The sequence below is a fragment of the Streptomyces sp. NBC_01537 genome, from assembly GCF_045040445.1.
Classification (GTDB): Bacteria; Actinomycetota; Actinomycetes; order Streptomycetales; family Streptomycetaceae; genus Actinacidiphila.
In genome coordinates, this window is record NZ_CP109392.1 from 8010102 (window position 1) to 8026283 (window position 16182).

Sequence of the window (16182 nt, forward strand, 5' to 3'; positions counted from 1 at the left end):
ATCACCGGACGGGCTGAAGTTGCCGTCCGGCCGGGAGGGGACACGCCGGGGTTCTCCCGCAGCGCGACGAGCGAGGATCCCGGGCACGGACAAGCAAGGTGCCCGAGTCGCGAGCGCCGAGGAGAGATCCCCGGTGGTGGCACCGACCCCACGCCACACCAGCCCGTCCGGCGTTTGAGGACGGAACCAGCAACCCCGACCGACGGCACCGCGCAAGGGATAGGTTCAGGCCCTAGCCGAGCGCGCGGTCGAGATTGAAAGCCGCGCTGATCAGGGCCAGGTGGGTGAAGGCCTGTGGGAAGTTCCCGCGCTGCTCCCCGGTGTGGCCGATCTCCTCGGCGTACAGGCCGAGGTGGTTGGCGTACGTGAGCATCTTCTCGAACGCGAGCCGGGCATCGTCCAGGCGGCCGGCGCGGGTCAGCGCCTCGACGTACCAGAAGGAGCAGATCGAGAACGTGCCCTCTTCGCCCCTCAGTCCGTCGGGGCTGGCCAGCGGGTCATAGCGGTAGACCAGCGAGTCGGACACGAGTTCCTCGCCCAGTGCGTCCAGCGTGGCGAGCCACTTCGGGTCGGTGGGCGAGATGAACTTCGCGAGCGGCATCATCAGCAAGGACGCGTCGAGGACGTGGCCGTCCTCGTGCTGGACGAAGGCGTGGCGTTCGGCGGACCAGCCGTGGCGCATGATCCGGCGGTAGATCGCGTCCCGGGACCGTCCCCAGCGCACCACGTCGGCGGGCAGCCCGCGATGCTGGGCCAGCCGCATGGCCCGTTCGATCGCCACCCAGCACATCAGTCGCGAGTAGAGGAAGTTCCGGCGCCCGCCTCGGGTCTCCCAGATCCCCTCGTCGGGCTGGTCCCAGTGGTCGCACACCCAGTCCACCAACTCGCTGATGCTGTCCCAGTGCGCGCTGGAGATGGGCTGCCCCCACTTGTCGTAGAGGTAGAGGGAGTCGACGAGCGCCCCGTAGATGTCCAGTTGCAGTTGGTTGACGGCGTCGTTGCCGACGCGTACGGGGGCCGAGCCACGGTAGCCCTCGAGGTGGGGCAGCTCGCGTTCGGGCAGATCGCAGCGCCCGTCGATGCCGTACATGATCTGCAGCGGGCCGGTGGGGCCGGGGTCGTGGGTCGCGTCAAGGTGGACATGCTCGGAAAGGAAGCCCATGAAGGCTTCGGCCTCATCGGTGAACCCCAGTCTGAGCAGCGCGTACACACAGAACGCGGCGTCGCGGATCCACACGTAGCGGTAGTCCCAGTTGCGCCCGCCGCCGATCTGTTCGGGCAGGCTGGTGGTCGGCGCGGCGATGATGGCGCCGGTCGGGGCGTAGGTGAGCAGCTTCAGGGTGAGGGCGCTGCGGTGCACCATCTCCCGCCAGCGACCGCGGTAGCGCGACCGGGACAGCCATCGCCGCCAGAAGCGCACGGTGGCGTTGAACTGCTGCTCCGCCTCGGACAGCGGGCAGACACGGGGGGCCACGTCGCCGCCGATCCGGTCCAGGGCGAAGACGGCGGACTCGCCCTCGTGCAGTTTGAACAGCGACCACACGTCCGGGCCGTCGACCTCGAGCGGGACACTCGACGTCAGCGCGAGGGACAGCGAGGGCGACTCGAAGACCGCCTGGAGGTGCTGCGCGTGCACCGTGTGCGGCTGCGTCCCGTACTCGAAGCGGGGGGATACCCGGGCGCGGAACGGCAGCGATCCGCGAACGCACACCACGCGACGGATCAGGCGGTGCCGGTCGGCTTCGCGCGAGTCGTCGACGATCGGCATGAAGTCCTGGATCTCGCCGACGCCGTCGTCCGCGAAGAAGCGGGTGATCAGCACATTGGTGTCGGGGAAGTAGAACTGCTTCGTGCGGGTCGGCACATCCGCGGCCAGCTCGAAGGACCCGCCCCGGTCGGCGTCCAGGATCGAGGCGAAGACGCTGGGTGCGTCGAAGCGCGGGCAGCAGTACCAGTCGATGGTGCCGTCGGTGCCCACCAGCGCCGCGCTGCGCAGATCGCCGATCAGGCCGTGCTCGGCGACCGGCAGATAGCGGGGTGTGTCGGCGCCGCGGGATCCGCCGAGACCGCTGAACGCCCCAGCGGTCCCTTTGGCCTCGATGGTCACTTCGGACCTCCCTGCGCCGCGGCCCCTGATCTCCAGGCTAGCCAGTCGTCGAAGTGCCGGCCTGCTGGAGTGCCTGCCGCCTCCTCGCCACATAGACGGTGTTGGCCGCCGTTTCCCCCTGCAGCGGGTTGTCGAACTCGACGACGTGGGCTTGTGATTCCGCGAAGACCTCCGCGAGCACCGCGTTGAACTGTTCGTCCGGCGGGTCGTTCGACCACAGGGCGAAGACGCCGTCGGGGTGGAGATGCTCGGCGAGGGCGCGCAGTCCCGCAGGCTGGTAGAGCGCCGCGTGGCGGGGGTGCAGCACGTGACGGGGCGAGTGGTCGACGTCCAGCAGGACGGCGTGGAAACGACGGCCGGGCGTCTGGGGATCCAGGCCATGGGGGTCGCCCGCCATCGCGAAGAAGTCGCCCTGGACCAGCCGGCAGCGGGGGTCCGACGCCAGCCGGGTGCCCAGCGGCACCAGCCCGCGCCGATGCCAATCGATCACCTCGGCGAGTGCGTCGATGACGATCAGCGAGCGCACCCGGGGGTCGTCCAGCGCCGCCTGAGCGGTGTAGCCGAGGCCGAGACCGCCCACGGCGACGTCCAGTTCGGTGCCCGGCAGTTTCGCCAGGCCGAGCCGGGTGAGCGCGATCTCGCCCGCTGTGAAGAGGCTGGACATCAAGAACTCGTCACCGAGCTTCACCTCGTACACATCGTCGCCCGACGCCGGGTCCCGGCGACGCCGCAGACTGATGTCGCCCATCGGTGTCGGACGCCAGTCGATCTCCTCGAAACGCGCGCTCATCCGTTCGCCTTTCTGGTCACCGGTGCCGGCGACGATCTTCATCGAACCGGGCACGCTGCAGCCTATGCCGCTCGGCGAAACCGCTCGGCGAACCGTGGTTGTGATCGTCATGGAACCCCAAGTCCGTTACAGGGCTCCGGAGATGACGAAACGGGACGCTGTCGGGTCGCTGACCTGGAGCAACCGCGCTAAGGTAATCGAACGAACGTACGAAGAATATATCGGGCAAAATGGATAAAAGGGATGGAGTGATGGAGGTGCGACATGGCGGGCTTCGCGCATCTGCATGTCGCGTCCGGTTACTCCGAGCGGTACGGCGCCGCGCACCCCGAACACCTTGTGCGGCGAGCGGCCGAGCAGGGGATGGAGGCGCTGGCGCTGACCGACCGGGACACCGTCACCGGAGCCGTGCGGTTCGCGCAGGCGTGCGCGGAGTCGGGGGTGCGGCCGATCTTCGGGATAGACCTCGCGGTGGAAGCGCTCACACCACCGCCTCCGGCCCAGCGGCGCAGGACCCCGGTTCGGGGCGGAGCCCATGTGGTGGAGCCGCCGCTGCGGTTCGTGCTGCTCGCCCGGGACAAGGAGGGCTGGGCGCGGCTGTGCCGGATCACCTCCGCCGCCCACGTGGGCACCGCAAGCCAGGCTGCCCCTGTCCAGGTGCCGTGGGAGGCGCTGCGCGAGTACGGCGGGGCCGGCCTGACCGTGCTGCTCGGCCCGCTGTCGGAGCCGGCGCGGGCGCTGGCGGTCGGCCGGGAGGACGTCGCGGAGAAGCTGCTCATGCCCTGGCGGGAGATATTCGGAGAAGGGGTGCGACTTGAGGCGGTCGCGCACGGCCGGCCCGGCACCGGGCCGGGGTCGCTGGGGCTGGCGGCCCGGACGCTGGCGCTGGCCGACCGCACCCACACCATCGCGGTGCTCTCCAACGCCGTCCGCTACGCAGACCCCGAACAACACCGGCTTGCTGATGTCCTGGACGCCGCGAGACTGCTGCGGCCCATCGACCGGCGCCGCCTGGACAGCGGACAGCGCTGGCTCAAGGACGAGCGAGCGATGACAGTCGTCGCGCAGATGATCTCCGATTGCGCCGGAACGGACGCTCGGCGGGTGCGTCATCTGATGGCGGACACCGCTGCCACGGCGGCTGCGTGCACCGTCGACCCCCGAGCGGACCTCGGGCTGGGCACACCGCACTTCCCAGAACCGTCGCTCTTCGGCGCCGAACCCGGAGCTGGAGGAGCCGCACAGTTGCTGCGCCAGCAGTGCGAGGCCGGCCTGGCCCGACGCGGCCTCGACCGCGACCGTGAGGCGCTCGACCGGCTGGCCGAAGAGCTCAAGGTGATCTCCGCCCTGGACTACGATTCCTACTTCCTCGCCGTCGGCCAGGTCGTGGCCGACATCCGGGCCAAAGGCATCCGGGTCGCAGCCCGCGGTTCCGGCGCCGGCTCGCTGGTCTGCCACGCCCTGGGCATCGCCACCGCGAACCCGCTCGACCACCACCTGCTGTTCGAACGCTTCCTCAGTGTGCGCCGGGCCTCGCTCCCCGACATCGACATCGACGTGGAATCCGCCCGCCGACTGGAGTGCTACGACGCGATCTTCGAACGGTTCGGCAAGGAGCGGGTGGCGGTCACCGCGATGCCCGAGACCTACAGAGCGCGCAGGGCTCTGCGGGATACCGGTCTTGCGTTGGGTATCGCGCCGGCGGACGTCGACCGGATCGCCAAGAGCTTCCCGCACCTACGCGCCTCCGACATCACCGGCGCCCTCGCCGAACTGCCCGAACTGCGCCAGGTGGCGGCCGAGGCACACCGGTTCGGGCCGCTGTGGGAGCTGGCGGTAGGCCTCGACTCGCTGGTTCACGGCATGGCCATGCATCCCTGCGGTGTGGTCATCAGCGACGCCACCCTCCTGGACCGACTGCCGGTGCAGCCCACGCCACAGGGCGACTACCCCATGGCGATGGCGGCAAAGGGGGAGATCGAGGCGCTGGGCAATATCAAACTGGACGTCTTGGGCGTCCGGATGTTGTCCTCGATGGCTCATGCCGTCGCCGAGATCGAACGCACCACCGGCAACCACATCGACCTCGACGACCCGAAGCAGGTGCCGCTGGACGACGTCTTCGCCTTCAAGCTCATCCAGGAGAGCCAGACCCTGGGCCTGTTCCAGCTCGAATCACCGGGCCAGCAGGACCTCCTCTCCCGACTTCAGCCCCGCGACCCGCAGGACGTCATCGCCGACATCAGCCTCTTCCGTCCCGGACCGGTCGCAGGCGGCATGCCCGAGCGGTACATCGCCGCCCGGCACGGCGGCACACCGTCGTACGCCCACCCGGACCTGGAGCCGGTGCTCGCCGACACCTACGGCGTGACCATCTGGCACGAGCAGATCATCGAGACGCTGCATGTGATGACCGGCTGCGACCTGGCCCTCGCGGAGATCGCCCGGCGGGCGCTCGGCGACAAGAACCGGCTGCCCGCGATCAGGGACTGGTTCCACGGCCTGGCCCGCGGACGTGGCTACAGCGCGGCCGTCCGGGACGAGGTCTGGCAGACGGTCGAGGCCTTCGGCGCGTACGGCTTCTGCCGCGCCCACGCGGTCGCCTTCGCCGTACCCGCCCTCCAGAGCGCCTGGCTCAAGGCACACCACCCGGCATACCTGCTGGCCGGCCTCCTCGAACACGACCCCGGGATGTGGCCCAAGCGCGTCCTCGTCTCCGACGCCCGTCGGCGCGGCGTACAAATCCTGCCCGTCGACATCAACCGCTCCCAGGTGAAACACACCGTGGAGAAGACCGACGGAGAGCAGCGGGGCGTACGGCTCGCCCTCTCCGCGGTACACGGCATCAGCGAGGACGAGTGCGCACGAATCGAACAAGGCCAGCCCTACAGATCCCTCTCCGACTTCTGGCAGCGAGCCCACCCCAGCAGACCCACCGCCGAACGCCTCGCCGAAATCGGCGCCCTGAACCCTCTCCACGACGGCCGCCTCACGCGCCGCGACCTGCTGCTGCAGATCGCCGAACTCCACCGGGCCTCCCGCACCCGATCCGCCGGCAAGGGCCAACTGCCCATCGACGCGAACGCCGTCGGCGGAGCGGAGCCGAGCGGCCTGCCGGAGATGACCGGACGCGAAACTCTGAGCGCTGAGCTGAGCACCCTCGGCATCGACGTCTCCAGGCACCTGATGGAGCACCACCACCGCCTCCTGCGCGAGATCGGCGCGACCGACGCCGCCCACCTGACCGGACTACGGGCGGGGCAGCAGGTGTTGGTCGCCGGGGTACGGGCCTCCACTCAGACCCCGCCGATCGCCAGCGGCAAGCGGGTCATCTTCGTGACGCTGGAGGACGGCTCCGGCCTGGTCGACCTGGCCTTCTTCGAGGACTCCCACCCGGCCTGCGCGTACACCGTCTTCCACAGCGGGCTGCTGCTGGTGCGCGGCACGGTCCAGGTGCGCGGCACCCGTCGTACCGTCGTCGGCTCCATGGCCTGGGACCTGGACGAGATCGCTGCCGTCCGCCGCGACAACGGCCCCGAGGCCGCACTCGCCCTCCTCGGCGAGAGCCGCCCGCACCCGACCCCCGCCCAGCCGCAGCGCACCTTGGCCAACGGCACCACCGGCGCCCGCCTCCACCCGTACGCCGACCTCCAGCCCGCCGGCACCCGCTCCGCCGACCTGAAGAAGTTCGGCCACCGCAGCCCCGGGAGCGCGGGATGAACGGGATGATCACGCGGCAGCGCCACATTGCCCACCTTTACCTGCATGCCGTGCTGACCGGGGATCAGTACGCCGATGTAATCGAACTGATGTCTGGTGTCACGCCTCATGTCCAGGCCGTCCCGCCCAACGCCGTGCAATTGGACCTGACATCGGCGCTCCGGTACTTCGATCTGTCTCCCTACAACGTGGTCCAGTTGGCGAAGATGAGGCTGAAGGCGCTGTACGGCATCGACAGCAGCGCCGGGCTCGCGGGCAACCGCATGCTGGCGGCCATGGCCGCCGACGCCTCTGCACCGGGAGACACCACCTGGGTTCCCATGGGTCAAGCGGCCGACTGGTTGTATCCGCGGCCGGTCACTGCCCTGCCCGGGATCGGCCGCACCGCAGCGGAGACGCTAGGCAGATACGGCCTGCACACCATCGGGCAGGTCGTCGATCTGCCCGCTGGAACCCTGCAGCGACTGCTCGGTGCAGGTCCCGCCCGGCTGCTGGCCGAGCGCGCCCGTGGACACGACCCACGCCCGGTCACCTCGGTGGAACCTGCGGCGCATCTGGTCGCCGACCTGGCGCTGGAGCGGGACTGTCTCGACCCGGCACAGCATCACCGAGCAGTCTTGGGGCTCGCCGACCAGATAGGCCAACGCCTGCGCGGCGAACGCCAGATCACCAGTCGGCTCACCCTCACCGTGCGGTACGCCGACAGCAGTTCCACCACACGTACGCGCACGCTGTCGGAACCCACCAGCCATTCACCCGCCCTCGCGGCAACCGCCCTGGGTTTGCTGAACGCCCTTGGGCTGCAGCGGGCGAGAGTTCGCGCCTTCGTGATCCGTGCCGACGCCCTGCTGCCGGCCGACAGCGCCTACCGCCAACTCTCCATGGATCCGGGCGACGATCGCGCCCGCGTGGCCGAAGCCGCCGCCGACCGCGCCCGCCGCCGCTTTGGACCCTGGGCCATACGCCCAGCGACTCTGGCCGACTGACTGCTGCGCGCCTCGCCGGGAGGTTCGATGCTGTTGCGTTTTGGACTGAACCCGGCGTACAGCCCGACTCGTCTGCCGCTCTCTATTTTCGCAGGTCATAGGCCATGTTTACTGACTAAACAAACCCTCGGGGTCGAATTCGCGGAACTGCCTGCGCTCATCGAACAGACCACCACCCTGTGCGCATACCTCATTTAAAACCCGCGTAGCTACGGAGCCGGAGCCGGATGAGCCAGCTGACGAGTCGTCGGCTGGCGAAGGATGCCTCCGGCAAGCGCGGACTCCATTGGAGGCTCGGCGGCCCAGATACGTAACTGCTGGTTGCCGCAGCTGGTACATCGACCGCTCCGATACCCCGGCGGCGCGGCACAGCATGTCGACGCCGATGTGGTCGCCTCTGCTGGTGGAACGGCTGCGCGGCGACGTCGAGCAGCCGATCAGGCGTCGAGACGGCACCGGCGGCCAGCGCGGGCGTTGGCGCTGTCGGGTTGCTCGCAGGCAGAGGCACCCTGTTCGCTTGCGCTATGGAAACCGATCTGTTTTCCTATGTGGAAACAGATCGGTTTCCGACCGGTGTGCAGCCCATGACCAGCAGCAAAGGGAAAACATGACTACCACCTACGATCGTGGGGCGCCTGCCTCCGGGAAAACAGACTCGGGCCGCCGCGGCTCACATGCCGTGCGCTGGTTGGTGCTCGTCGTGCTGGGCGTGGCACAGCTCATGGTCACGCTCGATGCGACCGTCGTGAACATTGCGCTGCCCGAAGCGCAACATGACCTCGGTTTCAGCGACGGCAGTCGGCAGTGGGTCATCACGGGGTACGCCCTGGCGTTCGGCAGTCTGCTGCTGCTCGGGGGCCGACTCGGTGACATGTTCGGCCGACGTACCACCTTCGTGACCGGCCTGATCGGTTTCGCGGGCGCATCCGTTGTCGGCGGCGCGGCCACCAGTTTCAACATGCTCGTCGCGGCACGTGTGGCCCAGGGCCTGTTCGCCGCGCTGCTCGCACCCGCGGCGCTCTCGCTGCTCAGCGTGACCTTCACCCAGCGGGCCGAAAGGGCGAAGGCTTTCGGCATCTTCAGTGCGTTGTCCGGTGCGGGCGCCGCGGTCGGACTGCTGCTCGGCGGCATGCTGACCGAATGGGCGTCGTGGCGCTGGGTGATGTATGTGAACGTCGTTTTCGCGGGCGTCGCGCTGGCCGGTGCGTTGCTGTGGCTGGCCAAGCCCGTGGTCACCGAGCGGCCCAAACTCGATATTCCGGGCACTGCCGTGGTGAGCGCCGCACTGTTCGGCATCGTCTACGGGTTCGCGCACGTCGAATCCACCAGTTGGACCGACCCGGTCGCCCTCGGCTCCATGATCAGCGGCGTGGTTCTGCTCGCGGTCTTCGCATGGCTGGAGCTCAGGGTCGCGCATCCGCTGCTGCCGCTGCGGGTCGTGCTGGACCGGACCCGAGGCGGTTCGTTCCTGGCTGTGTTCGTCATGGGTATGGGGATGTTCTCGATCTTCCTGTTCCTGACCTATTACCTGGAGGCCAGCATCGGCTACTCGCCGATCGAGGCCGGTCTGGCCTTCCTGCCGATGGTCGGGGGCATCGTCGCCTCGTCGACCACGGTGCCTTCGCTGCTGCTGCCCAGGGTCGGTCCGAAGGTCGTGGTCAGCGTCGGCTTCCTCGTCGCCGCATCCGGTATGGCCTTGCTGACCCAACTCACGTTGAACAGCGCCTACGTCGCCAACATCATGCCGGGCATGATCCTGCTGGGTCTCGGTATCGGTGGGGTGATGACCACCGCGTTCCAGGGGGCGACCGCAGGCGTGCACCACGAGGACGCCGGTGTCGCCTCGGCGCTGATCAACACCAGCCAGCAGGTGGGTGGCTCGATCAGCACGGCCCTGCTGACCACCGTTGCCTCATCGGCCGCGACCGACTACCTGTCCTCGCACAAGCCCGGCGCGCTGACCGTGGCGCAGGCCGGGGTCGAGAGCTACACGGCCACCCTGGCGTGGGGCGCCGGGATCTTCGTGGTCGGCGCGGTACTCACGGCATTCCTGATGCCGAACAAGGCTCTGGCGCCGTCAGAGGGCGAGCCCGTGATCGCCCACTGAGTCCGAATCCACCGAGGAACGCATTTGATCACAACGAGTGGACAGTGGGAAAAGCCTTGCTACCTGCGATGACTGGTGCCCTCCAGGCGCAGATCGGCGATGCAAGGCAGGGCATCTCCGAGATGGCTCCCACCTCTGCCCGCGCGCTCCGTCTTGAGGAAACTGATCATCACAGGTAGTGGGTGCCGTCCGTCAACACGGCCTCAGATCCACGATGCGTGAATTTACGCAGCCGATGGGCACGCTGGTCATGCCGGGTGCGGTTGGCCTCATAGGGTGGGCGCCTCCTGCGTGCCGCTGCTGCGGCCGTACTCGGCGTGCGCCATCGCAGTCTCCGGGATCGGTGCGCTGACCTCCTTGCCGTGTTAAGCACGCCCGGCATGCTGGTGGTCACCGTGTAATCGGAGGATGCCCCGGCCTTCAGGCCGGGGAGGAATCCGGCTTCCCGCGTAGCGGGGCAGGGGTAGCCGAATCGCCGCCCGGCGATTCGGCGTCCTCCTCGACGGTGGTGAGAGCGACCTCAAGCAGATGCAGGATCTCGGAGTTGATGGACCGCCGGTCCGCAGTCGCCTGGATGCGCACGCGGGCGATCAGCTCATCGGGGAAGCGAACGTTGAAGTTGACCATGTAGCCATCGTATAGCTACCGTGTAGCCATGATGACGACGCAGTCAGCCGAGGACGCCGGGCACGCCCGGTGGACGTTCCGGCTTCGCGTGTCATCCACCGCCCGCGCCGCGCTCGCAGCGGAGTGGGACAGGTGCCGCTGGGTGTGGAACGAGTGCGTCGCCAAGTCGAAGCAGGTGTACGCGCGCAACGAGGCCACCAGCGAGAAGCAGACCTGCGGTCCGGCGCAGCTCGACAAGATGCTGACGGAGGCCCGCACCAGGAACACCTGGCTGCGTGAAGGCGCCAGCGTCCCGCAGCAGCAGCTCGTCCGGGACTTCGGCAAGTCCCGCGCCAAGGCGCAGAAGGACATCAAGGACCGGCTGCCCATGGCACGACGGGCCGGGATGCCTAAGTGGAAGAAGAAGCGGGAAGCCCGGCCGAGCCTGAACTACACGCGGCGCGGCTTCCGGTTGAAGGACGGGAAGCTATATCTCGCGGGAGGCATCGCCCTGACGGTGGTGTGGTCGCGGGAACTCCCCGCCGACCCGTCCAGCGTCCGCGTCTATCAGGACAGCGTCGGGCACTGGTATTGCTCCTTCGTTGTACCGGCGACCGTCGAGCCGCTGCCCAGGACCGGTGCGGTGATCGGCATCGACTGGGGCGTGAAGGAGACCGCGACCACCACCAGCGACACCCACGACCTTCCCCATGCCGGGCACGGCAAGAAGGCCGCCCAGCGGCTTGCCCACTATCAGCGGATGATGGCCCGGCGGAAGCCGAAGCGTGGGCAAGCTGGTTCGAAGGGCTACCACCAGGCGCAGATGCAGGCCGCGAAGCTGCACAGGAAGATCGCCCGGCAGCGGCAGGACACCGGCCGCAAGTGGGCCAAGAAGGTCGTCCGCGACCACGACCGCCTCGCGGTCGAGGACTTCAAGCCGAAGTTCCTCGCCAAGTCGACCATGGCCCGCAAGGCGGCCGACGCCGCGATCGGCGCGACGAAGGCGGCGCTGGTCGAGATGGCCCGGAAGCACGGCCGGACGGTGCACCTCGTGCACCCCGCGCACACCACGATGGACTGCGCGTCGTGCGGAGCGAGAACCAAGCACGCACTTCCTCTTTCGGAACGTACCTACACCTGCACCGCGTGCGCAGTCGTGTCCCCCAGGGACAAGAACTCCGCCCGCGTGATGCTGGTCCGGGCTGGTCTGGCCCCGGCTAGTGCTGATCGCGGAAGACCAGGTGGGGCGCTGCCCTACCTGGCGGCGTGAGCTAGAAATCCCCGATCAGCCCTGGAGGGTGAGGAATCCCCTCCCTTCAGGGAGGGGAGCAGTCAAGTTGTTCTGTGTCGCGATGCGGTGCCGACGGCCGGTGCCACCACCCCCTTGCTGCCCGTCTGCTGCCGCTTCCTCGCGGAATCCGAGCCGCTGCAGCGGATCACCGGCGGCGTCCGTTCGATCCTCTGCAACGGCACCCAGGGGCGCGGGACTGGACCGGGGCTGGGTGAGGATGGCCGTCGGCCTCATCGAGGCCGCACTCTTCGGCTTCGGGAGTGACGGGCTGGTCCCGGCCGCCAGGGGCTGAGTCGCGTCCCCGACGAGGCGAAGCCTGAGGAGAGCGCAGCCCCGGCGTAGCGGAACCCGGCTCACATGCCCGCTCGCCGTGGGCGGTGCCAAGGTAGCCCTGACAAAGCGGGCAAAAACTGATCGGTTTCCATTTCGTCTACATCGAGTTAACCTCGCAGTATGACCACCGTAGTGAAGCCAAGTACTAGAGAGCGGCTGCTGGAGGCAGCGGCCACGCTCACCTACCGAGATGGTGTCGGCATCGGCATCGACGCCCTGTGCAAGGCAGCCGGAGTGTCGAAGCGCTCCATGTATCAACTGTTCGAGAGCAAGGATGAACTGCTGGCAGCAAGCCTGGAGGAACGCGCCTCCGCCTTCGTGGCCGGGCTCCTGCCGCCGGCGGACGACGGCCGTTCACCCCGCGAGCGGATCCTGTACGTCTTCGAGCAGCTGGAGTCGCAGTCGGGTGCGCCCGAGTTCCGAGGCTGCCGGTACCTGGCCGTCCAGGTTGAGCTCAAGGATCAGAGCCACCCTGCGAGCCGGGTGGCCCACCGGATCAAGGCGAACCTGACGGGTTTCCTCCGTGCCGAGGCCGAGAAAGGTGGCGCAAGTGATCCCGACCTGCTGGCCCGGCAGCTGATCCTGGTCTTCGACGGCGCCAGCGCCCGCGCGGGGATTGGTGCCGACAAACTGACGGGGCTCATCGCGCCCACAGTGGTCACCCTGCTCGATACGGCAGGCATGCGCTGACGCATCGCGTTTCCGGAACGCTCCCTTACTGTCCGGTGCTCAGGGGAAGCCCAACGGCCGCAAGGGCGTTGCCGAGCACGCCGCAGGCGAAGAAGCTCGCGGTCTCCTCGCTATCGGCGCCGAGCGACAGGTGCACGGCCTCCCAGATCCTCATCCAGCCGGCCCGGACGAGGTCACCGATCAGGTCATCGCGCTGCGCCTCGGCGACCGTCACGATCGCGTATCCCCGCATCTGCATCAGGAGCGTTTCGGGGCGCGTCGAGATCGGCTGGTTGTAGGCGCGAGTGCCGGAGGTCCGGCTTGGTCGGAATCCGCTGGCAGGTCAGCGCCAAGGCCCACCGAACCGACTGCCGCACGGCCATTGTGCCCTGCAGGAATCGAGTGGAGGACAGTAGCGGGATGTGCCGACCGCCCCCGGTTCATCGATCAGGAGATCGGCGCCCGCCTGGCGAAGTGGGCGCCGGTGCCCCTGGCCTTCACCGGTCCGAAGGGCAAGCGGCTACGGCTCTTCGCCCCGCGTCGGCGAGGCAAGAGCACCACTCCCACGCCTCCACCTACGGTTACCACTTCAGCAGGCGTACCGGTTGGCGGGCCTGGTCGACGCGGAGGGCAAGGCGAAGTGCACGTCTGCTGCCTGCGGCACTTCTTCACCCCGATCGCCCTGGCCCACGGCGTTCTGATGCACGAGGTCTTGCGCTGGCTGGGTCACCTATCGGTCCAGACCACGATCGACATCTACGGGCGCCGGACCTGTACATGATCAGCGGGTGCGCCAGCTGCGGCGGCGCCACCTCTGGTCCGCCCAGGTGCCCGTGCGGAGGGCGCTGGAGCGGGACGAGAAAACGATCGAGGTTGGGTGCGGTTCGTTTCCAGTGAAGCTCGCGATCAAGCGGTGAGGTCGTAATGCTGCTGGTCGGGGTGGGTAGAGGCGCGGGTGCTCGTGGGCGGCGTGGAAGCGTTCGGTTCCTCACGTACCCGCCTGCTCCGCGCAGGACGCGGCGAGAGCACAGCGCCCGCCGCGACCGATGTTCCCGGCAGCAGAACGGCTGCAACCGGCCCCGTGAGGCGGCTACCGTAGGGGCGGATGAGCAGACCGGAAGGGCGGCAGCGCGGGGATGACGTCGACGGGGGACTTCGAGACCTTGGTGCAGCGGTACCGGCCGGAGCTGCTGGCGCACTGCTACCGGATGCTCGGCTCGGTCCACGACGCCGAGGAACTCGTGCAGGAGACGTGTGTGCGGGCGTGGCGCGCGCGGGACCGTTACGACCCGTCGCGTGCCTCCCTGCGGACCTGGCTGTACCGGATCGCCACGAATGCGTGTCTGACCGCGCTGGACGGGCTCGGCCGCCGCCCCATGCCCTCGGGTCTGGTCACCGAGAGCGAACCGCTGCGCCCGCTCGTCCACGGCGGGGAGGCAACCTGGTTGCAGCCACTCCCGGACAGCCTCCTCGGCCTGGGCGCCCCGGCCACCGCGGCGATCGACAGGGGCAGCCTGCGGCTGGCCTTCGTCGCAGCACTGCAATTGCTGTCACCGAGAGAGCGCGCCGTCCTGATCCTGCGCGACGTGCTCGACTACCCGGCGGCGGAGGCAGCGGACATCCTGGAGACCTCGGCCGCGGCCGTGAACAGCTCGCTGCAGCGGGCTCACGCCCGGATCCGGGCCGCGGGAGTACTGCAGGAGCAGGTCGCCGAGCCTTCCAACGCAGAGCAACGGTCGTGGGTGGACCGGTACATGGCGGCCTTCGTCCGGGCGGACATCCAAGGGCTGCTGAAGGTGGTGACCGAGGACGTCCTCATGGAGATGCCGCCCATGGTCAACTGGTTCACCGGCCGGGAGAACTACGCGAGCTTCATGGGCTGGGTGTTCGCCAAGGCCGGCAAGGCCTGGCGGTTGCTGCCGGTGCGGGCCAACGGGCAGGCCGGCTTCGCCGCCTATCGGCGCGGGGAAGCCGGCGTGTTCGAGCTGCACACCCTGCAGGTGTTCACGGTCACGGCTGGCGGCATCAGCCGTGCCTCGGTCTTCCAGGACGCCGACGTGTTCGCCGCCTTCGGCTTGGCGCAGAAGGTCGACGGCTGATCCGCCCGCACCTGTCGGCGCGGGCCCGCCCGGGTGGCGCGGGCGGACCCGGGCAGGACTGACTCTGGATCAGCTAGCGGACTTGACCGGGCTGTTGTGGTAGGCGGCGATCAGCCAGGCGTCGTCGCGCTTCTCCAACACCCAGGTCGCGTACACGATCCGGTCGGCGGGAACCTCGGACTCGCCGGGGAAGAGGATGCCGGCCTCGCTCACGACGATCGCGCCGTCGCGACCCAGGAACCGGATCCCCAGCTGCCGGTTGGTCGTCGTGGTGCCCTTCAGGAAGGAGGCGAACCCCGCGGCCATGGCCTGCCGAACCTCCTCGCGGGAGGCGCGGTAGGAGCCGGGCATGATCGCGGTGGCCTCCTGCGTGTAGTCGGCGACGAAGGCGTCGGCGTCGCCGGCGTCCCATGCTTTGTAGAGGCTCTCAAGGACGGCAGTGATCGCGGCCGTGTCGTTCGCGCGGTTGTCGGACATCGTTCTCTCCAGTCATTGCACTTGGTCGGGACCGAAGGGGCCCGTGAGTACATACCGGCGTCCCTTTCGGAACTCATCGCGCGAACCTCAAGATCTTCTCTTCGGAGCGCAGTCCCCTCTGCACCGTCGGCCTGCCGGCGCTTGAAAGCCGACCGGAGCCAGGGCGTGGACGATGCGGACGGGCTGTGTTCTGGGCTGCTCCTCTCTACCGTGGTGGTGGAGAAGGGTGGCGGATGGGCTCGCTGTTTGAGGAGTTGGAAGCGCGCGAGGTGGCTGCCCGGGCGCGGGTGGAGGAGTTGGAGGCCGAGGTCGCCGAGCTGGCCGGGAAGCTGGAGCTGGCCCGGGAGAGCCTGGAGCGGTTGCGGATCGCGCGGGAGACGGTCGCCGAAGTACTCGCGGAGATGACCCCGGAGAAGTCGGCGGCGGCCGTCGATGGTGGCCGACCTGCTGAACGCGGTGGCATGACCGCGACGGCCTGTATGGAGCGCGCGGTCGACGGGACCCCTCCGGTCATTGACCCAGACCATGGCGCGGAATGGGGTCATAGCATTGGACAGCCCCGAATGCCGCAGGTCGTACAGGTCCTTCGCGGGCGGCGTGTTAGTGAGGCGGGTGGCGGGGGAGCGCGGGCTCTGCGCCGGGCCCGGTGGGCAGGGTCGGCCGTGTCGAAGGCGACGTGCTCGCCCCACAGGGCCACCGGATGCGGCTCGGCCCGATAGTCCTTGCGGCCAGTCTCCAACTCGATTTCACGATCCCCAACTTCCTCATCCTTGAACTGGCCCTGGCCTCCTGGTAGTCCGCGGTGTGTCCTCTCTCCGAGCGCACAGGCGCCTCCGCACCAGTCAATGGCCAAGATCTGGATACGGGCGCTTGCCGCTTAGAAACCGATCGGTGTACTGTGTTGGAAACCGATTGGTTTCCGCTGTCTCATGACCCACGCCCGCGCGGCGTCAGTCAACCGGTGCTGTTGATCGCCAAGTTGCTGTAGGGATCAGCT

Annotated in this window: 11 protein-coding genes; 6 read left to right on the top strand and 5 right to left on the bottom strand. The window is 68.6% G+C overall.

The annotated features are described in order from the left end of the window. Positions 1 to 232 precede the first annotated feature (232 nt). Both OG607_RS36830 and OG607_RS36835 read right to left on the bottom strand, forming a co-directional pair. Positions 233 to 2107, bottom strand: a complete 1875-nt coding sequence (locus OG607_RS36830) for a glycoside hydrolase family 15 protein (protein WP_405733033.1) — start codon at positions 2105 to 2107, stop codon at positions 233 to 235. 37 nt (positions 2108 to 2144) lie between these two features. Beyond that, positions 2145 to 2897 (bottom strand): spermidine synthase, encoded by a 753-nt coding sequence (locus OG607_RS36835; RefSeq protein ID WP_405737288.1) that lies wholly within the window; start codon positions 2895 to 2897, stop codon positions 2145 to 2147. A gap of 264 nt (positions 2898 to 3161) precedes the next feature. On the opposite strand from OG607_RS36835, the gene OG607_RS36840 reads away from it, so the two are divergent. From OG607_RS36840 to OG607_RS36850, 3 genes are all read left to right on the top strand, one after another. Then, the gene (locus OG607_RS36840; protein WP_405733036.1) at positions 3162 to 6617 is read left to right on the top strand and encodes a DNA polymerase III subunit alpha; all 3456 of its coding nucleotides are present in this window, start codon (positions 3162 to 3164) and stop codon (positions 6615 to 6617) included. 5 nt (positions 6618 to 6622) lie between these two features. After that, a complete protein-coding gene (locus OG607_RS36845) occupies positions 6623 to 7603 on the top strand; it encodes an ImpB/MucB/SamB family protein (RefSeq protein WP_405737290.1) in 981 nt (326 codons plus the stop codon). A 607-nt stretch (positions 7604 to 8210) separates the two neighbouring features. Next, on the top strand, positions 8211 to 9710 hold the full coding sequence (locus OG607_RS36850) for an MFS transporter (RefSeq protein ID WP_405733039.1): 1500 nt from the start codon (positions 8211 to 8213) through the stop codon (positions 9708 to 9710). 420 nt (positions 9711 to 10130) lie between these two features. On the opposite strand, the gene OG607_RS36855 is transcribed toward OG607_RS36850, so the two are convergent. Continuing rightward, a complete protein-coding gene (locus OG607_RS36855) occupies positions 10131 to 10337 on the bottom strand; it encodes an Arc family DNA-binding protein (protein WP_405733042.1) in 207 nt (68 codons plus the stop codon). A 28-nt stretch (positions 10338 to 10365) separates the two neighbouring features. On the opposite strand from OG607_RS36855, the gene OG607_RS36860 reads away from it, so the two are divergent. Beyond that, the gene (locus OG607_RS36860; protein WP_405733045.1) at positions 10366 to 11586 is read left to right on the top strand and encodes an RNA-guided endonuclease InsQ/TnpB family protein; all 1221 of its coding nucleotides are present in this window, start codon (positions 10366 to 10368) and stop codon (positions 11584 to 11586) included. Positions 11587 to 12060: 474 nt separating this feature from the next. Continuing rightward, on the top strand, positions 12061 to 12630 hold the full coding sequence (locus OG607_RS36865; protein ID WP_405733048.1) for a TetR/AcrR family transcriptional regulator: 570 nt from the start codon (positions 12061 to 12063) through the stop codon (positions 12628 to 12630). A 25-nt stretch (positions 12631 to 12655) separates the two neighbouring features. On the opposite strand, the gene OG607_RS36870 is transcribed toward OG607_RS36865, so the two are convergent. Beyond that, on the bottom strand, positions 12656 to 12844 hold the full coding sequence (locus OG607_RS36870) for a hypothetical protein (RefSeq protein WP_405733050.1): 189 nt from the start codon (positions 12842 to 12844) through the stop codon (positions 12656 to 12658). A gap of 901 nt (positions 12845 to 13745) precedes the next feature. Between OG607_RS36870 and OG607_RS36875 the strand changes: the two genes are divergently transcribed. Beyond that, complete coding sequence (locus OG607_RS36875) at positions 13746 to 14708, top strand: sigma-70 family RNA polymerase sigma factor (RefSeq protein ID WP_405733052.1); 963 nt, start codon at positions 13746 to 13748, stop codon at positions 14706 to 14708. Between the two features lie 69 nt (positions 14709 to 14777). Here OG607_RS36875 and OG607_RS36880 read toward each other — a convergent pair whose 3' ends face one another. After that, positions 14778 to 15185 (bottom strand): SgcJ/EcaC family oxidoreductase, encoded by a 408-nt coding sequence (locus tag OG607_RS36880; RefSeq protein WP_405733054.1) that lies wholly within the window; start codon positions 15183 to 15185, stop codon positions 14778 to 14780. Positions 15186 to 16182: the final 997 nt, after the last annotated feature.